Source organism: Flavobacterium sp. (assembly GCF_024305175.1).
In the GTDB taxonomy this organism is placed as follows: domain Bacteria; phylum Bacteroidota; class Bacteroidia; order Flavobacteriales; family Flavobacteriaceae; genus Flavobacterium.
In genome coordinates this window covers 1-17,624 of record NZ_JAMWYY010000059.1, presented here as the reverse complement: position 1 = coordinate 17,624, position 17,624 = coordinate 1, and the positions used below count along the sequence as shown (strand labels likewise).

Genomic DNA, 17,624 nt, shown 5'->3' with positions numbered 1-17,624 from the left:
TAATTTATTTAGAATAATTAAAAATAATTTGACTGGTGTTTTTTGGGCTGTTACCTTTGTACCCCGAAATATAAAACATACCCAAATGTATACTAACATCAAAAAATTCTTATTCATACTTTTAATGCTTGCCCCTGTGTTTTTATTTGCACAGGAAAGGGGAAGCATAAACGGTACTATAACGCTTAGCGGCGGTACACCTGCCGAAAATATTTCGGTGGCGCTAAAAGGCACAGCTTACTCTGCAGTGAGCAACGCCAATGGCGAATATGAAATTACAAACGTAAAACCGGGTAACTATACTATCCGTATTTCATCTGTTGGTATTACCCCTGCAGAAGATAATATTACTGTATTTGCAGGCCAGGCAGCCACTAAAAACTTTATGCTTGCCGAGAGCCAGGAAGAACTTGATGAGGTTATACTTGAGGCCAACACCAACAAGTTTAACAGGACTACCAGCGAGATAGTTTCTAAAATGCCGCTTAAAGATTTAGAGAACCCGCAGGTTTACAATACTATTACTGCTGAGGTACTTAAAGAGCAGGTTGTCACCAATTTTGATGATGCCCTTAAAAACGCGCCGGGTATAGATAAGCTTTGGGAATCTACCGGAAGGGGTACAGATGGAGCAGGTTACTACTCTTTAAGAGGTTTTCCTGTGCAGCCAACTATGGTAAATGGTTTACCTGCAATTACCAATGGCAGCCCGGATGTTGCCAATATAGAGCGTATAGAGGTTATCAAAGGCCCATCAGGTACTTTGTTTGGCAGCAGCCTAATATCTTATGGTGGCCTTATAAACGTTACTACCAAAAAGCCATACTACACTTTTGGCGGAAACCTTTCATACACAGGTGGAACTTACGGCCTTAACCGTTATACGCTTGATTTTAACACTCCGCTTGGCACAGAGAAAAAAGCTGCGCTTCGTTTAAATGCAGCTTATCATACAGAGAATAGCTTTCAGGATGCAGGCTTTAAGAAGTCGCTTTTTGTAGCCCCGTCTTTATCTTATGAAGTGAATGACAGGCTTTCTTTCTTTGTTAATACCGAATTTTTTAATGGAAGAATCACTAACCAAACCATGCTGTTTGTTGACAGGGGAACTGAGTTAAGGGTGACTAACATAGACGAACTTGGCTATGACAGAAACCGTTCTTACACTGGTAACGACCTGTATATAGAAACACCTACATTTAACATGCAGGGGCAAATGAACTACAAAATCAGTAAGCAGTGGACATCTCAAACGGTTGTATCACGCACTTCTGCAAAGTCAGATGGTTACTATTCCTACCTGTATGAAGGTACCCGTTTTTACCCTACTGTAACAGAAGGTATTGTTTTGGGCCGTTACATGAGTAAGCAAAACTCTGAAACATATGGAACGGATGTTCAGCAAAACTTTATTGGTGACTTTACCGTTGCAGGTATCAGGAACAGGATGGTTGTAGGCCTTGACTATTTTAACCGTAATGTAGTGAACAACAGCTCAGCTTATGTTGGCAATGGTGCTATATACATAGGTAATAACCTGCAGCAGTTTAATGAAGGTGTGTTGGGCATTACAGACCCTTCACTTTTTACTGATGACTCAGGTATTCTTAATCAGCCGGGTGTAGATGCACTTTTAGCAGACAGCCCAATCAACCCGCTTAAAACAAAAGAAGAAATATTCAGCGCTTATGCTTCAGATGTAATTAACGTTACACCTTCGCTTTCGGCTATGCTTAGCTTGAGGGTAGACCGTTTCTCTAATAAAGGAAGCAACAACAGCTATAACCAAACAGCTTTCTCTCCTAAATTCGGCCTTGTTTGGCAGCCGGTTCTTGATAAAGTGTCATTATTCGCTAACTACATGGATGGGTTTACCAATGTTGCCCCATCATCAGATACTTTTTCTAATATGGCGCCTGTTGCCAGGACATTCGAACCGGAACATGCAACACAGTTTGAAGGTGGTGTAAAGCTTAACCTTCTTAATAACAAAGTTTCGGCTACTTTCAGCTACTACGATATTAATGTAGATAATATGGTATATTCTGTAACCAGTACAAATGATGAAGGTGTACTGTCTACAATAAACTACCAGAACGGCGAACAGCGCAGTAAAGGTTTTGAAGCTTTTATAACGGCAAACCCTGTAGAAGGGCTTAATATTATAGCAGGCTACAGCTATAACGACAGCGAGCTTACCGAAGGTGATGCCGACTTTAAAGGCAGGAGGCCTGAAAGCGCAGGCCCTCAAAACCTTGCCAATCTTTGGGCAAGCTACAGGTTTACAGGCGGTGTGCTTAACGGTTTTGGTTTAGGCTTTGGCGGTAACTATGCCAGCGAAAACAAAATATTCAACAGGAATTTAGGCGGTACTTTTACGCTTCCTGAATATACTGTACTTAATGCATCAGCGTTTTATACTATGGATGCCTTTACCCTTACCCTTAAGTTAGATAACCTTGCAGATGAAGAGTACTACAAAGGCTGGAGTACAATCAGCCCGCAAAGGCCAAGAACTTTCTCGGCAAACATAACCTATAACTTCTAATAAGAAAATTATAACACCATCCCTGCCTTCTTAGGCAGGGATGGTGTATGTTATCAGCTGATGGCAGAGAAAAAGAAAAATACTTTTAAAAAAGCTGTATTCCAGATACACAAATGGCTCGGGCTTGTTTCCGGGCTTATTGTGTTTATAGTGGCGATAACAGGCTGTATCTTCTGCTTTCAGGATGAGATAAAGGATGCACTTTATGACTGGAGGAAGGTTGAGATGCAGGATAAACCCTTTGTACTGCCATCTGTATTGCACCAAAAGAGCAGGGAGCTTTTTCCGGGAGGAGATGAGCAGATGGTATTTTACGGGGGTAAAGACAGGCCTGCACTGGTGCTTCAGGCTGAAGGGGAGAAGTACTTTTATACTTACTTTAATCCTTACACAGGCGCCTATTTATATCGCGAAGACCTCTCTACCGAATTTTTTACCGTAATAGAAGAAATACACATGCACCTTTTGCTGCCCGAGCCTGTAGGGAAACAGGTAGTAGGTATAAGCACCATTATTTTTGTGATTCTCCTTATCAGCGGTATCATACAGTGGTGGCCTAAAAAAAGGAAGCACCTTAAAGACAGGCTTCGTGTTAAGTGGAGTGCCAAGTGGCGCCGAATAAATTATGACTGGCATAATGTTACAGGCTTTTATATAGCCCTGCTTGCGCTGGTGCTTGCATTAACCGGGCTATCCTTTTCATATGAATGGATGCACAAAGCCATGTATGTTGCAGGTAACGCAGGTAAAGACTATCCTGAAGAATTGCAAACACCTGTAGTAGATACTACCCTCACTGCAAATGGTAAAACCCACGTGCTGGATATTGCCCTTACAAGCATTGCAAAAGCAAAACCGCAAAGCGAAATGTTCTTTGTGTGGAAACCTGATGAAAAATCGGCAGTGGTAGCGGGTGCATACCCAATGGGGCTGCGGTTTGAGGGGCAGTCTAATATGTATTTCCATCCGCAAACGGGCGACCTGCTTAAAGAGCAACTGTATGAAAATAAAAGTGCAGGACTAAAGTTCCAGGAAATAAATTATGCGCTGCATACCGGCCAGTACTTTGGCCTTACGGGGAAAATTATTGCATTTATTGTGAGCTTTTTAGCTGCGGCACTGCCTGTTACCGGCTTTATAATGTGGTTTGGCCGTAACAACAAAAAGAAAAAGGCAGTAGCATGACAGGCAAAAAGAAAAAGAGCCTTTTTAAAACATGGGTAGGGCGGGTGCACCTATGGCTTGGCCTTGCAAGTGGTTTAATGGTGCTTTTTCTTGCTGTAACAGGCTGCCTGTATGTTTTTAGCCAGGAAATTACTGACTGGCTGCGCCACGATGAAATGTATGTACAACAGGTCAAAGAAAAAGCGTTGCCCATAAGTGACGTGTGGAAATCTGCACAGGAATTTATTGGAGAAGACACACCTATCAGCAATGTAACGGTACATAATAACCCTGAAAAAGCGCTTGTTTTTACCGTTTATGAGCATGGAGAAGGCTCAGTTTGGTATTTTGAAAATATAAAGTACTATTACTCTGTTTATGCAGATCCTTACACCGGCAAAGTGTTGGGTGTGTATGACGAAGAGCTTGATTTCTTCAACATTGTAAAGATGCTCCACTGGAGCCTGCTGCTGGAAACAGAAATAGGGCAACCCATAATAGGGTGGTCTACCTTTATTTTTGTGGTAATGCTCATTACCGGGATAATACTGTGGTGGCCCAAAAACAAGGCAGCACGAAAGCAACGCTTTACTTTTAGGTGGAAAGACAGCACCAAATGGCGCCGCAAGAATTATGACCTGCATAATATACTCGGCTTTTACATAAGCGTAATAGCACTGATAATTGCTTTTACAGGTATGGTGTTTGCCTTTACCTGGTTTAAGGCAATTGTTTACGTAGCTGCATCGGGTACTGTTGTTGCGCCTGAAGTTGTAAAAGAGCAATCAGTTGTTGTCGATCGAGATAAGGATGCAGCTTTCAATAGGGCTTATGCAATTACCAAAGACCGTCATGATATGGCTGCGGCATTCAGGCTTACTCCGGCTGCAGATAGTACAGGCGTTATAAATGCCTATGTGCAGCAGCATGAAGGGGTATATTACAAGCTGCACAATATACAGTTCGACCAGTACAGTGGTGAGCTGCTCTCTGAGCGCAGGCATGAGGAGAAGAATTTTGGCGAAAAGCTGATAACGGCAAACTATGACATACACGTGGGTGCCATACTGGGCATACCCGGCAAAATAATTGCTTTTATAGGGAGTTTTATATGCGGTATGTTGCCTGTAACAGGTTTCCTGATATGGTATGGGCGAAAATATAAAAAAGCGCCTGCCGAGAAAAAGAAAAATCTGCTGGCATTTATAAAAATAAAAAAGGCTGTTACTACATAAGCAACAGCCTTATTGCTATACCCTAAAATGGTATAGCGTATTTTTATTTGTTAAGCACAACCGCATCGCGAGACCATGTTTTCACATCGGCCACCCTGCTGTCGGTATAATCCACTTCATTTAGTGTAACATTGTTCCAGAAAAACCATTTTCCGGTTTTTATTCCGTTTTCATATTCACCTAAAGCCTGCTTGGTTCCGTCTTCATTAAAAGATATCCATTTACCGTGCAGCTTTCCGTCTTTATAAAAACCTTCCTGCTTTACATTACCGTTATCATAATAGTATGTAGCTTTAACCATCTGGTTAACTACTTCATATTTTGGCTTTATTTCCTGTGCTGACAAAACGCCCGCAGACAACATCAATGCAGCTATTATAATCTTTTTCATATCCGTTTTGTGTTTAGTTCATAAATTATCTATAACAAATATAAGAAATTAATTTACATTAAATACATGTTCGCTTAACAATTTGGTAACATTGAAAATAATTTAACATTTCTACGTCATTGGCTTATTTCGTTATATTAGCCAGATAATTACCTCATTCTCATGAAAAAAATTATACTCATAGTTTTAACTTTCTTATTTACAGTTGTTTGTGTTGCGGGTAACGGGTTGACTTTTAACCTTGCCGAAAACCAAAAAGCTGAAAACACTTATTCTTTTAACCTTGCCGGGAGCAGCTCTTTTCACATAATTGTTGCCAAGAACCGCGATTCGCGTGACTATGATGTTATCCCTTTTTTCTCAGACAGCTCGGGTAACGTTATTAAGATGGCACAAACATCAGTAACCGATAAGCCCGATTTTACAGCAGCACATATATATAATGGTGCTATTACGGCTATATCACAAGGCAAGGGGGAGCTGCTTGTTATTGATTATAACATTATGAATGGGAGTATCTCTCATAAAAAGATTGATGGCTTTGATGAAGCGGTAGCCACTTTTTTTGATGATAACAGGACACTGATTTTGCATGAAGTACCAAAGGGAGATGACCTGGTGCTTCAAATTATAAAAAATGGCAGCGAAATTACCACCATACCCGTACCGCTGGATAAAGAAACAGCGACAGAATATTATGGTATGATGCGAATGGGCAGTGATGTTATTAATACGCAGGAGTACGTGAAGAATAGTTCGCTAAAACCTACACGTATATATTTAGAAGACAACAGCATTATTATTGCAAATGACGATAAGGTAAACCATACTACCAAGGCGCTTATAATTGATAGCAAGACAGGTAAAGCAAGGTTTATGCAGTATGAAGTATATAAAGAAAATTACAAGCAATTATCATCTTTTATAAGTGGCAACAGGCTGTTTGCCATGAATAGTAATAAGAAGGCTTTAACAATAAATATTTTTGCCATTGCAACCGGCGAGAAACAGGCTTCTTTCTCGCTAAGGGAAGAGCTTAGCATGTATATGGGTGGTAAGGATATTGATAAATACCTGAATAGTATCCATAAAAGTGATATGAAGCCAACCCTGACAGTTAACAGGTTTGGCAACAACTACAGCCTTCGTGTAGATGCTGTAGATATTAATACTTACTATTATTACGACTGGTGGTTCTTTCATAATTTCATGTGGCAGCAGCAAATGATGATGCAGCAGCAACAGCAAATGATGCAGAACCATATAAGGAATATGAATATATACCGCGGGCCCAGCCAGGATATTTATAATGTGCCGTATTTTGTTTTACCTGCAGAAGAAGACTTATCATTTACCATTCCGCTTGATGGTAATTTGAAACTTATGGAGCAGGGCTCTGACAGTAATACTGATTATCATTATGTTGATAAGCAGGAGAAGACGAAACAGTTTTCAGAAAACAAGTCCATAAAAAATTTCAGTGCGTGTTTTGGTGCTGAGTCAATATCTTATATTTATATGGATAAAAAATCAGATGTCTTTACTATAGACAGGATCGACTACTAAATTGCCCATTCTGTTGCTGATTTACTTCAGCAACTTGTCCAGCATATCATGGATGTTGCTGTCAGAAGGGCGCGGTGCATCTGCTTTCACTACGTTACCTTTTGGGTCTATTAATATAAAACGCGGTATAGATTGTATGCCATAAGCCGTAATGAAATCAGATTTCCAGTCTTTATCGGCAATCACCTGAACGCCATCCAGGTTTTCGCTTTTAACCATGTTCTGCCACTTTTCAAGGTCTTTTTCCTTATCTACAGATATGCTTATAAAGGCAATGTTTTTGCCCCTGTATTTTTCCTCCATTATTTGCAGGTGCGGTATCTGCTGTTTGCATGGCCCGCACCAGGTAGCCCATACATCAATATAAACATACTTACCTTTAAAGTCAGAAAGGGTAACTGTTTTACCGTCAACACTCTTAAAGCTGAAACCCGGCGAAGGCTTACCTTCCAAGCTTCTCACTTTTGCCATCTCAGTAATTTCGTCAGGCAGGTTTTTATTTTGGATGCCTATAAAGATGTTCCTTACCATGTTTTTGTAAAAGAAATTGTAGTTGGATGCATTCAGCCTTTTCTCCCAGTCAGCAGTAAGTTTCTCTGCTTCCGCTTTAATAGCTTCCGCATCGCCTCCATTGGCCAAACGATCAATTAAATTTTCTTTGTCGCGTGTCATTTCTGCCAAAAAGGTATTCTCTTCTGCACCTTTACCCTCAAAAGATATAGTGCTTTCCCATTTGTTGGCATCTGCTGTAATGTTTATATCCGTATCGTTAGTCAGGTAAAGCGGCTGCTCTTTATCTTTGTAATAAAGGGTGAAAAAGCCAAGCCCCTGTTGCAGCCTGCCTTCAAAATGGCCTTTCTTATCTAAGGCATATCCCTGCTGCCATCCTCGCACACTTTTAACATAAACAGAGTCGGCATCCGCATTTTTAATGGTGCCCTTAAAGTTTTTTATATCAGCCTGTGCAAATGCTCCGGCGCAGGCAAGTAACAGTAGTAAATATTTCATAGCTTATTTAAGTAGTTTATCAAGTAATTTTTTCAGTTTAGGGTCGCTTGGCCTTGGTGCATCAGAGCGCACAATTTTACCCTGTGGGTCTATCAGGATAAAGCGGGGTATAGAGCGTATGCCGTATGCCATAATAAAGTCAGATTTCCAGTCTTTATCAGCAATCAGCTGAACGCCGCCAAGCTCTTCTTTTTTTACCATGCTTTTCCACTTGCCGTGGTCTTTTTCCTTGTCTACAGATATGCTTACAAAAACAATATTCTTATCGTGATACTGCTCTTCAACCTGTTTCAGGTAAGGGATTTCTTTGCGGCAGGGGCCGCACCATGTGGCCCATACATCTATATAAACATATTTGCCTTTAAAATCAGCAAGGCTGCTTGTGCCGCCTTTATGGTTTTCATAACCTGTAAATACGGCAGATGGCTTACCCTGCATTTTCTGATCTTCCCTGAAGCGGTCGGCCATTGCCTGCAATTGCTGCTGTTCCTGCTTCAGTACATTAATCATCATCTCTTTAAAGCCTGCGCTCATTTCAGGGTTCTCTAACCCCGAGCGTAAATCTCTAACCCTGTCGCCAATCATTTTATTAACTTCATTAGCATCATCGGGCAGGTCGTCCATCTTATCCCTGAAGATTTCATCGGCAAGCATTTTTTTAGCGAGCCAGTTGTTTTCGGCAGCGCCCTTACCGGTAAAGGTTATGCTTTCGTCAAACCGCTGTGCATCCAGCTTCATGCGCAGGTCATAACCCGCATCAATAAAGAGCATGGCATATTCCTTACCATCATATAGCTGGTAAAGGCCGGGGTTTATACTCAGGTTCTCATTAAAATTCCCCTGCTTGTCGGCAGTAATAATGGTTTGTGTGGTGCGTGAGCGTATGTATAGTGTATCGCTGTTACGGTTTTCTACCTGTGCTTTAAACTGTATAGTAACTTCCTGTGCAAAGGCAGTACAGGTTACAAGCAGCAGCATATAAAGTAATTTTTTCATTGTGTTGTAATGTTAGTATTTTGTAAAAATACTTTTTTTAATGTAGGAACCTTTCCGTTCAATGTTAAAAATGCAACTTATAAGAGTATAGTTCGTATAAATTCCGCTATTTTGCAGGCTTAATTACATAAAATTCTATGAGAAAGATTTTACCGTTGGTGCTGTTTGCACTTGTTATGGCATCATGCTTTAATGACCAAAAGCAGGTTATAAACAAAAAGCACCTTTACACTATCGAACTTCCGGGTTACATGAATGAAGCAACCGACCTGAGCGAAGATGCATCATTACAATACCAAAGCGTAGCTAAAGATATTTATATTATGGTTTTTGATGAACCAAAGGAAAATCTGGAAAATGCGATTTTTGATAACGGGCTGGAGAGTATGTATAGTAATGACCTTGATGGCTATGCCCGGCTGCTTAATGACGGGATTGATGAAAATGTGGAATATATTGACGAACCTGAATTTACCGACAAACAAATTAACGGGCTAAAAGCCAAAGTCCTCGATTTTAGCGGTATTACAGATGGGCTGAGGGTTTACTGGATGTCGGCTTACCTGGAAGGGCGCAACAATTATTACCAGATTAATATATGGACAAGTCTTGATAAAAAGGATAAGCTGTATAAAGATATGGAGGCGATGATTGAATCATTCACCGAAACCGATAAAAGTAAAAAGTAATTGGCTTATTATTTAGCAACTACAGCCTTTATAATTGCCAATTGTTGCTAAATTTGCACTCTAAAATTTAATACCATGTACAGAAGCCATAATTGCGGCGAGCTTACAGCCGCCAATATTAACCAGGAAGTAACATTAGCCGGGTGGATACAAAAATCGCGTAATAAAGGTTTCCTTATCTGGGCCGACCTAAGGGACCGCTATGGGGTTACGCAGCTTATATTTGATGAGGAACGCACTGATAAGGCAGTATTTAACCTTGCCGGGACTCTTGGGCGTGAGTTTGTTGTACAGGTAAAAGGCATGGTTATAGAGCGCGAAAGCAAAAACCCGAACATGCCTACTGGCGATATAGAGATACTGGTAAAAGAACTTACTATACTTAACCCTTCGGCAGTACCGCCGTTTACGATAGAAGATGAAACCGATGGGGGCGAAGACCTAAGGATGAAATACAGGTATCTTGATATTCGCCGCAATCCGGTAAAGAACAGCCTGCTGTTTCGACACAAAGTAGCAATGGAAGTACGCAATTACCTTTCTGTGCAAGGGTTTATAGAGGTAGAAACACCGGTGCTTATAAAATCTACACCGGAAGGTGCGCGTGATTTTGTGGTGCCAAGCCGCATGAACCCGGGCCAGTTTTATGCCCTGCCGCAGTCGCCGCAAACTTTTAAGCAGTTGCTTATGGTGGGCGGTATGGATAAATATTTCCAGATAGTAAAGTGTTTCCGCGATGAAGACCTTCGTGCCGACAGGCAGCCTGAGTTTACACAAATAGACTGCGAAATGGCATTTGTAGAGCAGGAAGATATAATGCAGACGTTTGAAGGGCTGGCAAGCCACTTGCTTAAAGAGTTAAAAGGTGTTGAGACAGGTGCATTTCCGCGAATGACCTATGATGAGGCCATGCGCAGGTATGGTAACGACAAGCCGGACATCCGTTTCGGGATGGAGTTTGGCGAACTGAATGAGGTAGCGCAATATAAAGATTTCGCTGTATTTAATGATGCCGAACTGGTTGCGGGTATTGCCGCGCCGGGCTGTGCATCTTACACAAGAAAAGAAATAGATGCACTTATCGACTGGGTTAAGCGCCCGCAGGTTGGAGCAAGCGGCATGGTGTACGTAAAATATAATGAAGATGGTTCACTAAAATCATCGGTAGATAAATTCTTTGATGAAGCAGACCTTGCCAAATGGGCAGAAGCTACAGGCGCAAAGCCGGGCGACCTTATATTGGTATTAAGCGGAGAAGCTGATAAAACGCGTGCACGCCTCAGCGCATTGCGTATGGAGCTGGCCACACGCTTAGGCCTGCGCAAGCCCGATGAATTTGCACCGCTTTGGGTAGTAGATTTTCCATTATTAGAATGGGACGAGGATACAGAAAGGTTCCACGCAATGCACCATCCGTTTACATCGCCAAAACCGGAAGATATGTCATTGCTTGAAACTGAACCTGCAAAAGTGAGGGCAAATGCCTATGACCTTGTGCTTAACGGTAATGAGATTGGCGGAGGCTCTATCAGGATACATGATAAGGCCACACAGCAGCTTATGTTTAAATATTTAGGCTTTACCGAAGAACAGGCCAAAGCACAGTTTGGCTTTCTTATGGATGCGTTTCAGTATGGTGCGCCGCCGCATGGTGGCCTTGCCTTTGGTTTTGACAGGCTTGTTGCCATTTTGGGCGGGCAGGAAACGATACGTGATTTTATTGCCTTCCCTAAAAATAACTCAGGGCGCGACGTTATGATAGATGCACCATCTGTAATAGATAACGCGCAGCTTGATGAGCTGAATATACGACTGAAATAATAAGATAATACAGTAAAAAAGCCTCAGGATATCCTGAGGCTTTTTTAATTATACCGCTGTACAATTATAGCAGCTACTTATTCCTTGATTATTTTAATTGTTTTCTCAGATTGTTGTGCCTTCACTTTTACAAGGTATATGCCGTTAGCCAAATCCTGAAGATTAATAGTAGCGGTTTCCTTATTAATTGCCTGGCTTAGTACCTCCTGGCCTAAAAGGTTAATTACAGAGATACTTTCTATCGCAGTGTTATTTTGTAAATACAGCATGTCCTTAACCGGGTTAGGATACGCTTTAAAGCCTGTAAATACCTGTTGTTCTGCGCTCATTGAAAGATACACGGTTACAGCAAGCCTTTCTTCACTCTCTATGCCCCAAATGGTTTGCGAGGCATAGTAGGTTGTACCATCTACCAATAATGTGTTTAAAGGAAGGGGTTCTTCATCATCTGTATTGTCCTGAGTGCTCCTGCCGCCTGTAGCGTCATTTTCATACCATTGTATGTTTTCGCCTTCAACTTCAATATCAGCAAGTGTGTCTCCCTCCTCAAAAGATTGGCTTTCATCTCCCTGCGGTGCAGGTGTGGTATAGTTTTCATCCAGTACAACTATCTGGAAGCTTCCGGTTGTAAAACACCCTGTTTGCGGATTTTCTATCCTTACAAAAAGCGTTTCAGGATTTGTAGTGTTGTTGTAAATACCAGGAAGGGCATTGGTGCCGTTCATTGCATCGTCTTGCGTATTGTGTAGGGTAACTAAAGGCTCTCCTGCATTAATGCTGTTTATAATCTGTTGTGTTTTTGAATCAAGATTAAATGTAAAAACTCCGTCAGATTCTGGCTCAAAAATAATGTAATCTGAAATAATTACAGGTATAGGCTGAATACCCTCTTCAAATATATTTATAGTATAGTCAAGACTACAGGCGCTTCCCTCAAATGCTACATTAACAGTATATTCGCCCGCCTGAATAGCATAATATGTACTACTTGTTTCACTAGGAATGAGTTCGCCGTTAAGATGCCATGTAAAAGTAAAACTGTCAGGAAGGTTAATATTTAGCATTGTACTTCCTCCTTCACATAATATTGTCCCATTTTCAGCAGTAAGCTCACCGGATTCAGGAGAGCCTATATTGAAACTTCCGGCCTCTATAAAAACTGCACTGTCCATTACCTTATCCATATAATCTGCTATTACCAGTTTAATATGATAAGGGTTTCCGGGCACCACTTCACTGTAAGCCGTCATGGGCACGGTTGTGCCGTTAAAATTTACAGGTGCGGTAGGGTCTGATGACTCATAAAAATTGTCGAAATATGCTGCGTTTGCAGAAGCACAATTTGTATTATATTGACTGTTACGAATAGTTACTACTGATACAGGCACTGCTGTACCGGGTATGACTGCAAGGTTAGTAGATACACCGGTTGTAAGGTCAGTTAATATAAATGCAAAAGCATCACCGTAAATACATTGAAATATACCATATTCATTTGAAGCAAAAAGAAAATCAAAGCTAATCTCTTCAATCATAGGGACAAAATCAAATTCAAGCGATGTAGAGTTAAAAAAATCGCCATTCAATCCATTCATATTCATTATTTCAGCTAAGTCTGTATCATTTCCAGACTCAGTATCCTGGCTTGTAATCCCATTATCCGGACCTTGCACATTTGATACTTTGCCGGTAGATAAAACTATTCCTTCGTCAAATATAAAGTCAGCGCCATTACTGGTAAAGCTGCCAAGCCCGCCATCAGTGTCAGTTGGCCCTGTTGAATAAGTTATATTTGATACAATAACGCAAGAAGAGTTTATAAGTACATCGGTTACGAGTTCTTCAGGTGTATAATCTGTGGCATTAGCCGTTACACCTGCAGGAGGTACAATTATGCATAATGATACACTTGGGGTAGTTACGTTCGTGGTTAGTTCAATTTTATATGGTTCGCCAACAATAAGGTTATTCATAATGCCACTTGAACTCAGGCAGCCTATGGCGTCGAGATTATCACAATTCCCGCTGAAAAGATGGGCTGCTATGTTTGCACTGGTGCCTGGTAACTGCTGTAAATTTAGTTTTAGTCTTGTATGTGTAGCAATAAATTCAAACCAAATGGCTGCATTTGAAGGGGTTAATGGGTTACAGGCTTCAATAGTTGGGGGTGATGATAAATTAAATGATGCCTCTGCTGATGAATTGCAGATAAGGCCGTCATTAACAGGTATATTTAGTGCATCTTCGCAGGTATTTTGTGCAAAAATGGTCGCTGCAAATAGCAAAGTTGAAAATAGTAATAATTTTTTCATAAGTATGGTTGATGGTTTTGTTCGGCAATATAATTAAAATTCTTAACTATTTAAGATAAAAGCAGTTATTGTAATAGTCAATAATAGCTTTGCCTTTCAGTAGTACATCGGCACCTATTATACCGTGAACCGGTTTGGCTTTATACTGCCGCAATGCTTCATTAACATGAGACATATCAAATATTACCAATCCGAAATTTTTTGTAGACCACCTGCCCATTTTAAGCATATTTTTTAAAGATGCCTGGGTAAGCATACCCACACCGCCGGCACCTGCGGCTTTGGTTTCAGAGTCGGCGGCAGAGAGGTTAAAGTATTCTATGCTCTCAAAGCCCACACAGCTGTTAGAAGCACCGGTATCCAGTATAAAGTTTCCCTCTATGCCATTAATTTTGGCTTTAATAAGCAGGTGCTGAGTTTTAGATATTTTAAATTTTATGCGTTTGTAGCCTTTCTGTTTAAGCGTGTCGTATAAATTTTCCATTTTTATAGTAAGGATTGCTTCCCAAAAATACTTTAAATAATTGTATAAAGGGTGCATAAGCCTTTTGCTATTTGTAATTTTGCTGCCTTATAAAAACTGATAATGATTTTTACCGATACCCATACACACCTGTACAGCGAAGAATTTGAAGGCGAAACAGCTGTCATGATTACCCGCGCCATTAATGCCGGTGTAACCCGGATGTTTGTGCCATCTATAGATTCGTCTTATACAGATAAAATGTATGCACTGGAGGCGCGTTACCCGGAAAATATTTTCCTTATGATGGGGCTTCACCCAACCTATGTAAAAGATAATTATGAAGAGGAGCTTGCCCATGTAGAAGCGGAACTGGCAAAGCGGAAGTTTGCAGCCGTGGGCGAAATTGGTATAGACCTGTATTGGGATAAAACACGGCTGAAAGAGCAGCAGCATGCCTTTAAACATCAGATACAGCTTGCAAAAAAGTACGAACTGCCCATTAATATACATTGCCGTGATGCTTTTGATGAGGTTTTTGAAGTGCTTGAGTCAGAAAAAGGGGAGGGACTTTATGGTATTTTCCATTGCTTTACCGGGAATTTTGAACAGGCACAGCAGGCAATTTCCTATAACATGAAGCTGGGTATAGGCGGTGTTGTTACATTTAAGAACGGAAAAATTGACCAGTTTTTAGCAGATATAGATAGTAAGCATATTGTTCTTGAAACAGACTCGCCTTACCTGGCACCCGTGCCGCACAGGGGCAGGCGTAACGAAAGCAGCTATGCCGTACTGGTTGCAGAAAAACTGGCAGCATTATACAATCTTTCTTTAGAAGAAATTGCGGCAATAACAACAGCAAATTCCAAGTCGGTTTTTGGCATTTAACAAACAATTTCGGTTTAAATTCGTAAAATTTTCGTTCATTTGTGAAATCGTTATAACTTTAAGAAGTGCATGTCGAAATTTGATCATATAAGGCCTTATTATGACAGTGAAGTTAATGAGGCCATACGCGGGGTACTGCACCACCCTATGATGAAGGCACTTATGAGCTTTACGTTTCCGGATGTTGAGCCTTCTGTATGGGAGGAACAGCTGAAGAAAACACATTCTAAACGCGATTTTCAGATAAATTTTATATACCCGGCAGTACAAAAAGTACTTAAAAAAAGCTCTGAAGGGCTTACCACTTCCGGTTTTGAAAAACTGGAAAGGCATACGCCATACCTCTTCATTTCCAATCACAGGGATATTATACTTGATACTTCCTTGCTTAATGTTTGCCTTCATGACCACGGCCTTATAATGACGGCATCTGCAATAGGCGACAACCTTGTCCAGAAGCCGGTACTGCACACGCTTTCAAGGCTAAACCGTAATTTTGTTGTGCAGCGCGGGTTACCGCCGCGCGAGTTGCTGCAAAGCTCTAAGCTTATGTCAGAGTATGTTAGGCAACTACTGTTGCATGAAAACCGTTCGGTTTGGATAGCCCAGCGCGAGGGCCGCACCAAAGACGGTAATGATGCCACCCACCAGGGAGTATTAAAAATGCTCGCTATGGCAGCCGAGGGAGAAGATACTATGGCTTATTTTAAGTCGCTTAAAATTGTGCCTGTTTCTATTTCTTATGAATATGACCCTACTGATGCACTAAAAATGCCTATGCTCATGGCAAAGGCAAATGATGAGGTGTATGTGAAGGAAAAGAATGAAGACCTTAACACACTTCTAAGCGGTATTATGGGGCAGAAAAAGCGTATCCACATTCATGTTTGCGATGTGCTGGATACTGAATTTGATGCCATAAGTGCTGATTATGACAACCTGAACAAACAGGTACAGGCCGTTGCACAGGTGCTTGACGATGCTATTTTGAGCAGCTATATGCTTTGGCCTACCAACTATATAGCGTATGACCTTTTGCATGGCGGAAGCCGCTTTGCAGCTGAATATACCGATAAAGAACGCCAGCTTTTTGAAAGGCGGCTCGAAATGCGCATTGATATAGAAAATGAGGTTATGCGCAATAATTTTTTGGCAATGTATGCCAACCCGGTTGTAAATAAAATGAAGTACCAGGATGCATAGCAAACCCAATATACTGTTGCTTTACACTGGTGGTACCATTGGTATGGTAAAAGATTTTAAAACCGGGGCATTAAAGAACTTTAACTTCGCCAAGCTGTTGCAGCGCATACCCGAATTAAAACAACTGGACTGTAACATACAAACAGCTTCATTTGAGCAGCCCATAGACTCGTCTAACATGGCGCCGCCAAAATGGGCTAAAATAGCAGCTATAGTACAGGAAAATTATGATAAGTTCGACGGTTTTGTGATTTTACATGGCTCAGATACCATGTCATATTCGGCATCTGCCCTTAGCTTTATGCTGCAAAACCTGAATAAGCCGGTTGTTTTTACAGGCTCACAGCTACCTATAGGCGATTTGCGCACCGATGCTAAAGAAAACCTTATAACAGCCATACAGATAGCCTCGCTACAAAACAAAACACACCCTGTAGTACGCGAAGTATGCCTGTATTTTGAATATAAGCTCTATCGCGGTAACCGCACCACAAAGATAAGCGCCGAGCATTTTAATGCCTTTGCATCGCCTAACTACCCGCCTCTTGCGGAATCGGGTGTTCACCTTAAAATTAACGAAGATTTGCTGCTGCACAATTCCGCACAACCTTTTAAGGTTTCGGAAGGTTTTGATGATAATGTAGTGATCATAAAAATGTTTCCCGGTATTAGCGAGCAGGTAATTACTTCTATACTGAACACGCCCGGGCTTAAAGGCGCGGTTTTAGAAACTTATGGCGCCGGTAACGCACCAACTGATATTTATTTTATATCTACCCTGCAACGGGCTATAGAGCGCGGGCTGCACATAGTAAATGTAACTCAATGCACAGGGGGCAGCGTTAACATGGGGCATTACGAAACAAGCACACTACTTAAAGAAATTGGGGTGATATCGGGCAAGGATATTACTACCGAGGCAGCCATTACCAAGCTGATGTACCTGCTTGGGCAGCAGGTGCCACCTGCTGATTTTAAGGCACGTTTTGAGGAGCCGCTGTGCGGGGAATTGTCGGAATAAATTTTTTAGAATCAGTTTTTAATTCTATTTTTGCACCCTGTTTTAGAGAGGTGGCCGAGTGGTCGAAGGCGCACGCCTGGAAAGTGTGTATGCTCCAAAAGGGCATCGAGGGTTCGAATCCCTTCCTCTCTGCTTAGTAATCCTTATGAAATTGAATGTCAATTTTATAAGGATTTTTTTATTTTATTTGTTATTGGGGAGAAGGAAGATTGGTGATGTGTCGAAATGGCAAAGAGTATCAGCATATTAATAACATATTGGAAGAGCTTGCAATAAATATTTTGTATTTTAAGAGGTAAGAAACATTTAATACTGA

At 41.2% G+C, this 17,624-nt stretch carries 14 protein-coding genes and 1 tRNA gene; 10 read left to right on the top strand and 5 right to left on the bottom strand.

Annotated elements, in window-relative coordinates:
- Positions 1 to 85: 85 nt before the first annotated feature.
- Genes Q0K96_RS12435 through Q0K96_RS12425 form a run of 3 tightly spaced genes read left to right on the top strand, consistent with a single transcriptional unit; the run spans position 86 to position 4,947 of the window.
- Positions 86 to 2,548 carry a TonB-dependent receptor gene (locus Q0K96_RS12435; RefSeq protein ID WP_297334310.1) on the top strand — a complete coding sequence of 821 codons (2,463 nt, stop codon included), beginning with the start codon at positions 86 to 88 and terminating at the stop codon, positions 2,546 to 2,548.
- Positions 2,549 to 2,608: 60 nt separating this feature from the next.
- Entirely contained in the window at positions 2,609 to 3,733 is a 1,125-nt protein-coding gene (locus Q0K96_RS12430; RefSeq protein WP_297334309.1) for a PepSY-associated TM helix domain-containing protein, read from the top strand.
- Positions 3,730 to 4,947, top strand: a complete 1,218-nt coding sequence (locus Q0K96_RS12425; protein WP_297334308.1) for a PepSY-associated TM helix domain-containing protein — start codon at positions 3,730 to 3,732, stop codon at positions 4,945 to 4,947. Before Q0K96_RS12430 ends, Q0K96_RS12425 begins: the two co-directional genes overlap by 4 nt.
- A 43-nt stretch (positions 4,948 to 4,990) precedes the next feature.
- On the opposite strand, the gene Q0K96_RS12420 is transcribed toward Q0K96_RS12425, so the two are convergent.
- Entirely contained in the window at positions 4,991 to 5,338 is a 348-nt protein-coding gene (locus Q0K96_RS12420) for a membrane-binding protein (protein ID WP_297334307.1), read from the bottom strand.
- Between the two features lie 162 nt (positions 5,339 to 5,500).
- Here Q0K96_RS12420 and Q0K96_RS12415 point away from each other — a divergent pair, with 162 nt between their 5' ends.
- Positions 5,501 to 6,904, top strand: coding sequence for a hypothetical protein (locus tag Q0K96_RS12415; protein WP_297334306.1), 1,404 nt, complete (start codon positions 5,501 to 5,503; stop codon positions 6,902 to 6,904).
- A 21-nt stretch (positions 6,905 to 6,925) separates the two neighbouring features.
- On the opposite strand, the gene Q0K96_RS12410 is transcribed toward Q0K96_RS12415, so the two are convergent.
- Both Q0K96_RS12410 and Q0K96_RS12405 read right to left on the bottom strand, forming a co-directional pair.
- Complete coding sequence (locus tag Q0K96_RS12410; RefSeq protein ID WP_297334305.1) at positions 6,926 to 7,912, bottom strand: TlpA disulfide reductase family protein; 987 nt, start codon at positions 7,910 to 7,912, stop codon at positions 6,926 to 6,928.
- 3 nt (positions 7,913 to 7,915) lie between these two features.
- Positions 7,916 to 8,908 carry a TlpA disulfide reductase family protein gene (locus tag Q0K96_RS12405; RefSeq protein ID WP_297334304.1) on the bottom strand — a complete coding sequence of 331 codons (993 nt, stop codon included), beginning with the start codon at positions 8,906 to 8,908 and terminating at the stop codon, positions 7,916 to 7,918.
- A 137-nt stretch (positions 8,909 to 9,045) separates the two neighbouring features.
- On the opposite strand from Q0K96_RS12405, the gene Q0K96_RS12400 reads away from it, so the two are divergent.
- Both Q0K96_RS12400 and aspS read left to right on the top strand, forming a co-directional pair.
- A complete protein-coding gene (locus tag Q0K96_RS12400) occupies positions 9,046 to 9,597 on the top strand; it encodes a hypothetical protein (protein ID WP_297334303.1) in 552 nt (183 codons plus the stop codon).
- A gap of 75 nt (positions 9,598 to 9,672) precedes the next feature.
- Positions 9,673 to 11,418 (top strand): aspartate--tRNA ligase, encoded by a 1,746-nt coding sequence (gene aspS / locus Q0K96_RS12395; RefSeq protein WP_297334302.1) that lies wholly within the window; start codon positions 9,673 to 9,675, stop codon positions 11,416 to 11,418.
- A 77-nt stretch (positions 11,419 to 11,495) separates the two neighbouring features.
- Here the strand turns inward: aspS and Q0K96_RS12390 are convergent, their stop codons facing one another.
- Together Q0K96_RS12390 and Q0K96_RS12385 are read right to left on the bottom strand one after the other, a co-directional pair.
- Positions 11,496 to 13,730 carry a choice-of-anchor L domain-containing protein gene (locus Q0K96_RS12390; protein ID WP_297334301.1) on the bottom strand — a complete coding sequence of 745 codons (2,235 nt, stop codon included), beginning with the start codon at positions 13,728 to 13,730 and terminating at the stop codon, positions 11,496 to 11,498.
- Between the two features lie 46 nt (positions 13,731 to 13,776).
- Complete coding sequence (locus tag Q0K96_RS12385) at positions 13,777 to 14,214, bottom strand: retropepsin-like aspartic protease (RefSeq protein ID WP_297334300.1); 438 nt, start codon at positions 14,212 to 14,214, stop codon at positions 13,777 to 13,779.
- 102 nt (positions 14,215 to 14,316) lie between these two features.
- On the opposite strand from Q0K96_RS12385, the gene Q0K96_RS12380 reads away from it, so the two are divergent.
- The 4 genes from Q0K96_RS12380 (at position 14,317) to Q0K96_RS12365 (ending at position 17,440) form a co-directional block, all read left to right on the top strand.
- Positions 14,317 to 15,084: a TatD family hydrolase gene (locus tag Q0K96_RS12380; RefSeq protein ID WP_297334299.1), complete on the top strand. Its 768-nt coding sequence runs from the start codon at positions 14,317 to 14,319 to the stop codon at positions 15,082 to 15,084.
- A gap of 69 nt (positions 15,085 to 15,153) precedes the next feature.
- Complete coding sequence (locus tag Q0K96_RS12375; protein WP_297334298.1) at positions 15,154 to 16,287, top strand: 1-acyl-sn-glycerol-3-phosphate acyltransferase; 1,134 nt, start codon at positions 15,154 to 15,156, stop codon at positions 16,285 to 16,287.
- Positions 16,280 to 17,308: an asparaginase gene (locus tag Q0K96_RS12370; RefSeq protein ID WP_297334297.1), complete on the top strand. Its 1,029-nt coding sequence runs from the start codon at positions 16,280 to 16,282 to the stop codon at positions 17,306 to 17,308. The genes Q0K96_RS12375 and Q0K96_RS12370 overlap by 8 nt, the downstream gene beginning before the upstream one ends.
- Positions 17,309 to 17,352: 44 nt before the next feature.
- Positions 17,353 to 17,440: transfer RNA gene (locus Q0K96_RS12365), tRNA-Ser, on the top strand.
- Positions 17,441 to 17,624: the final 184 nt, after the last annotated feature.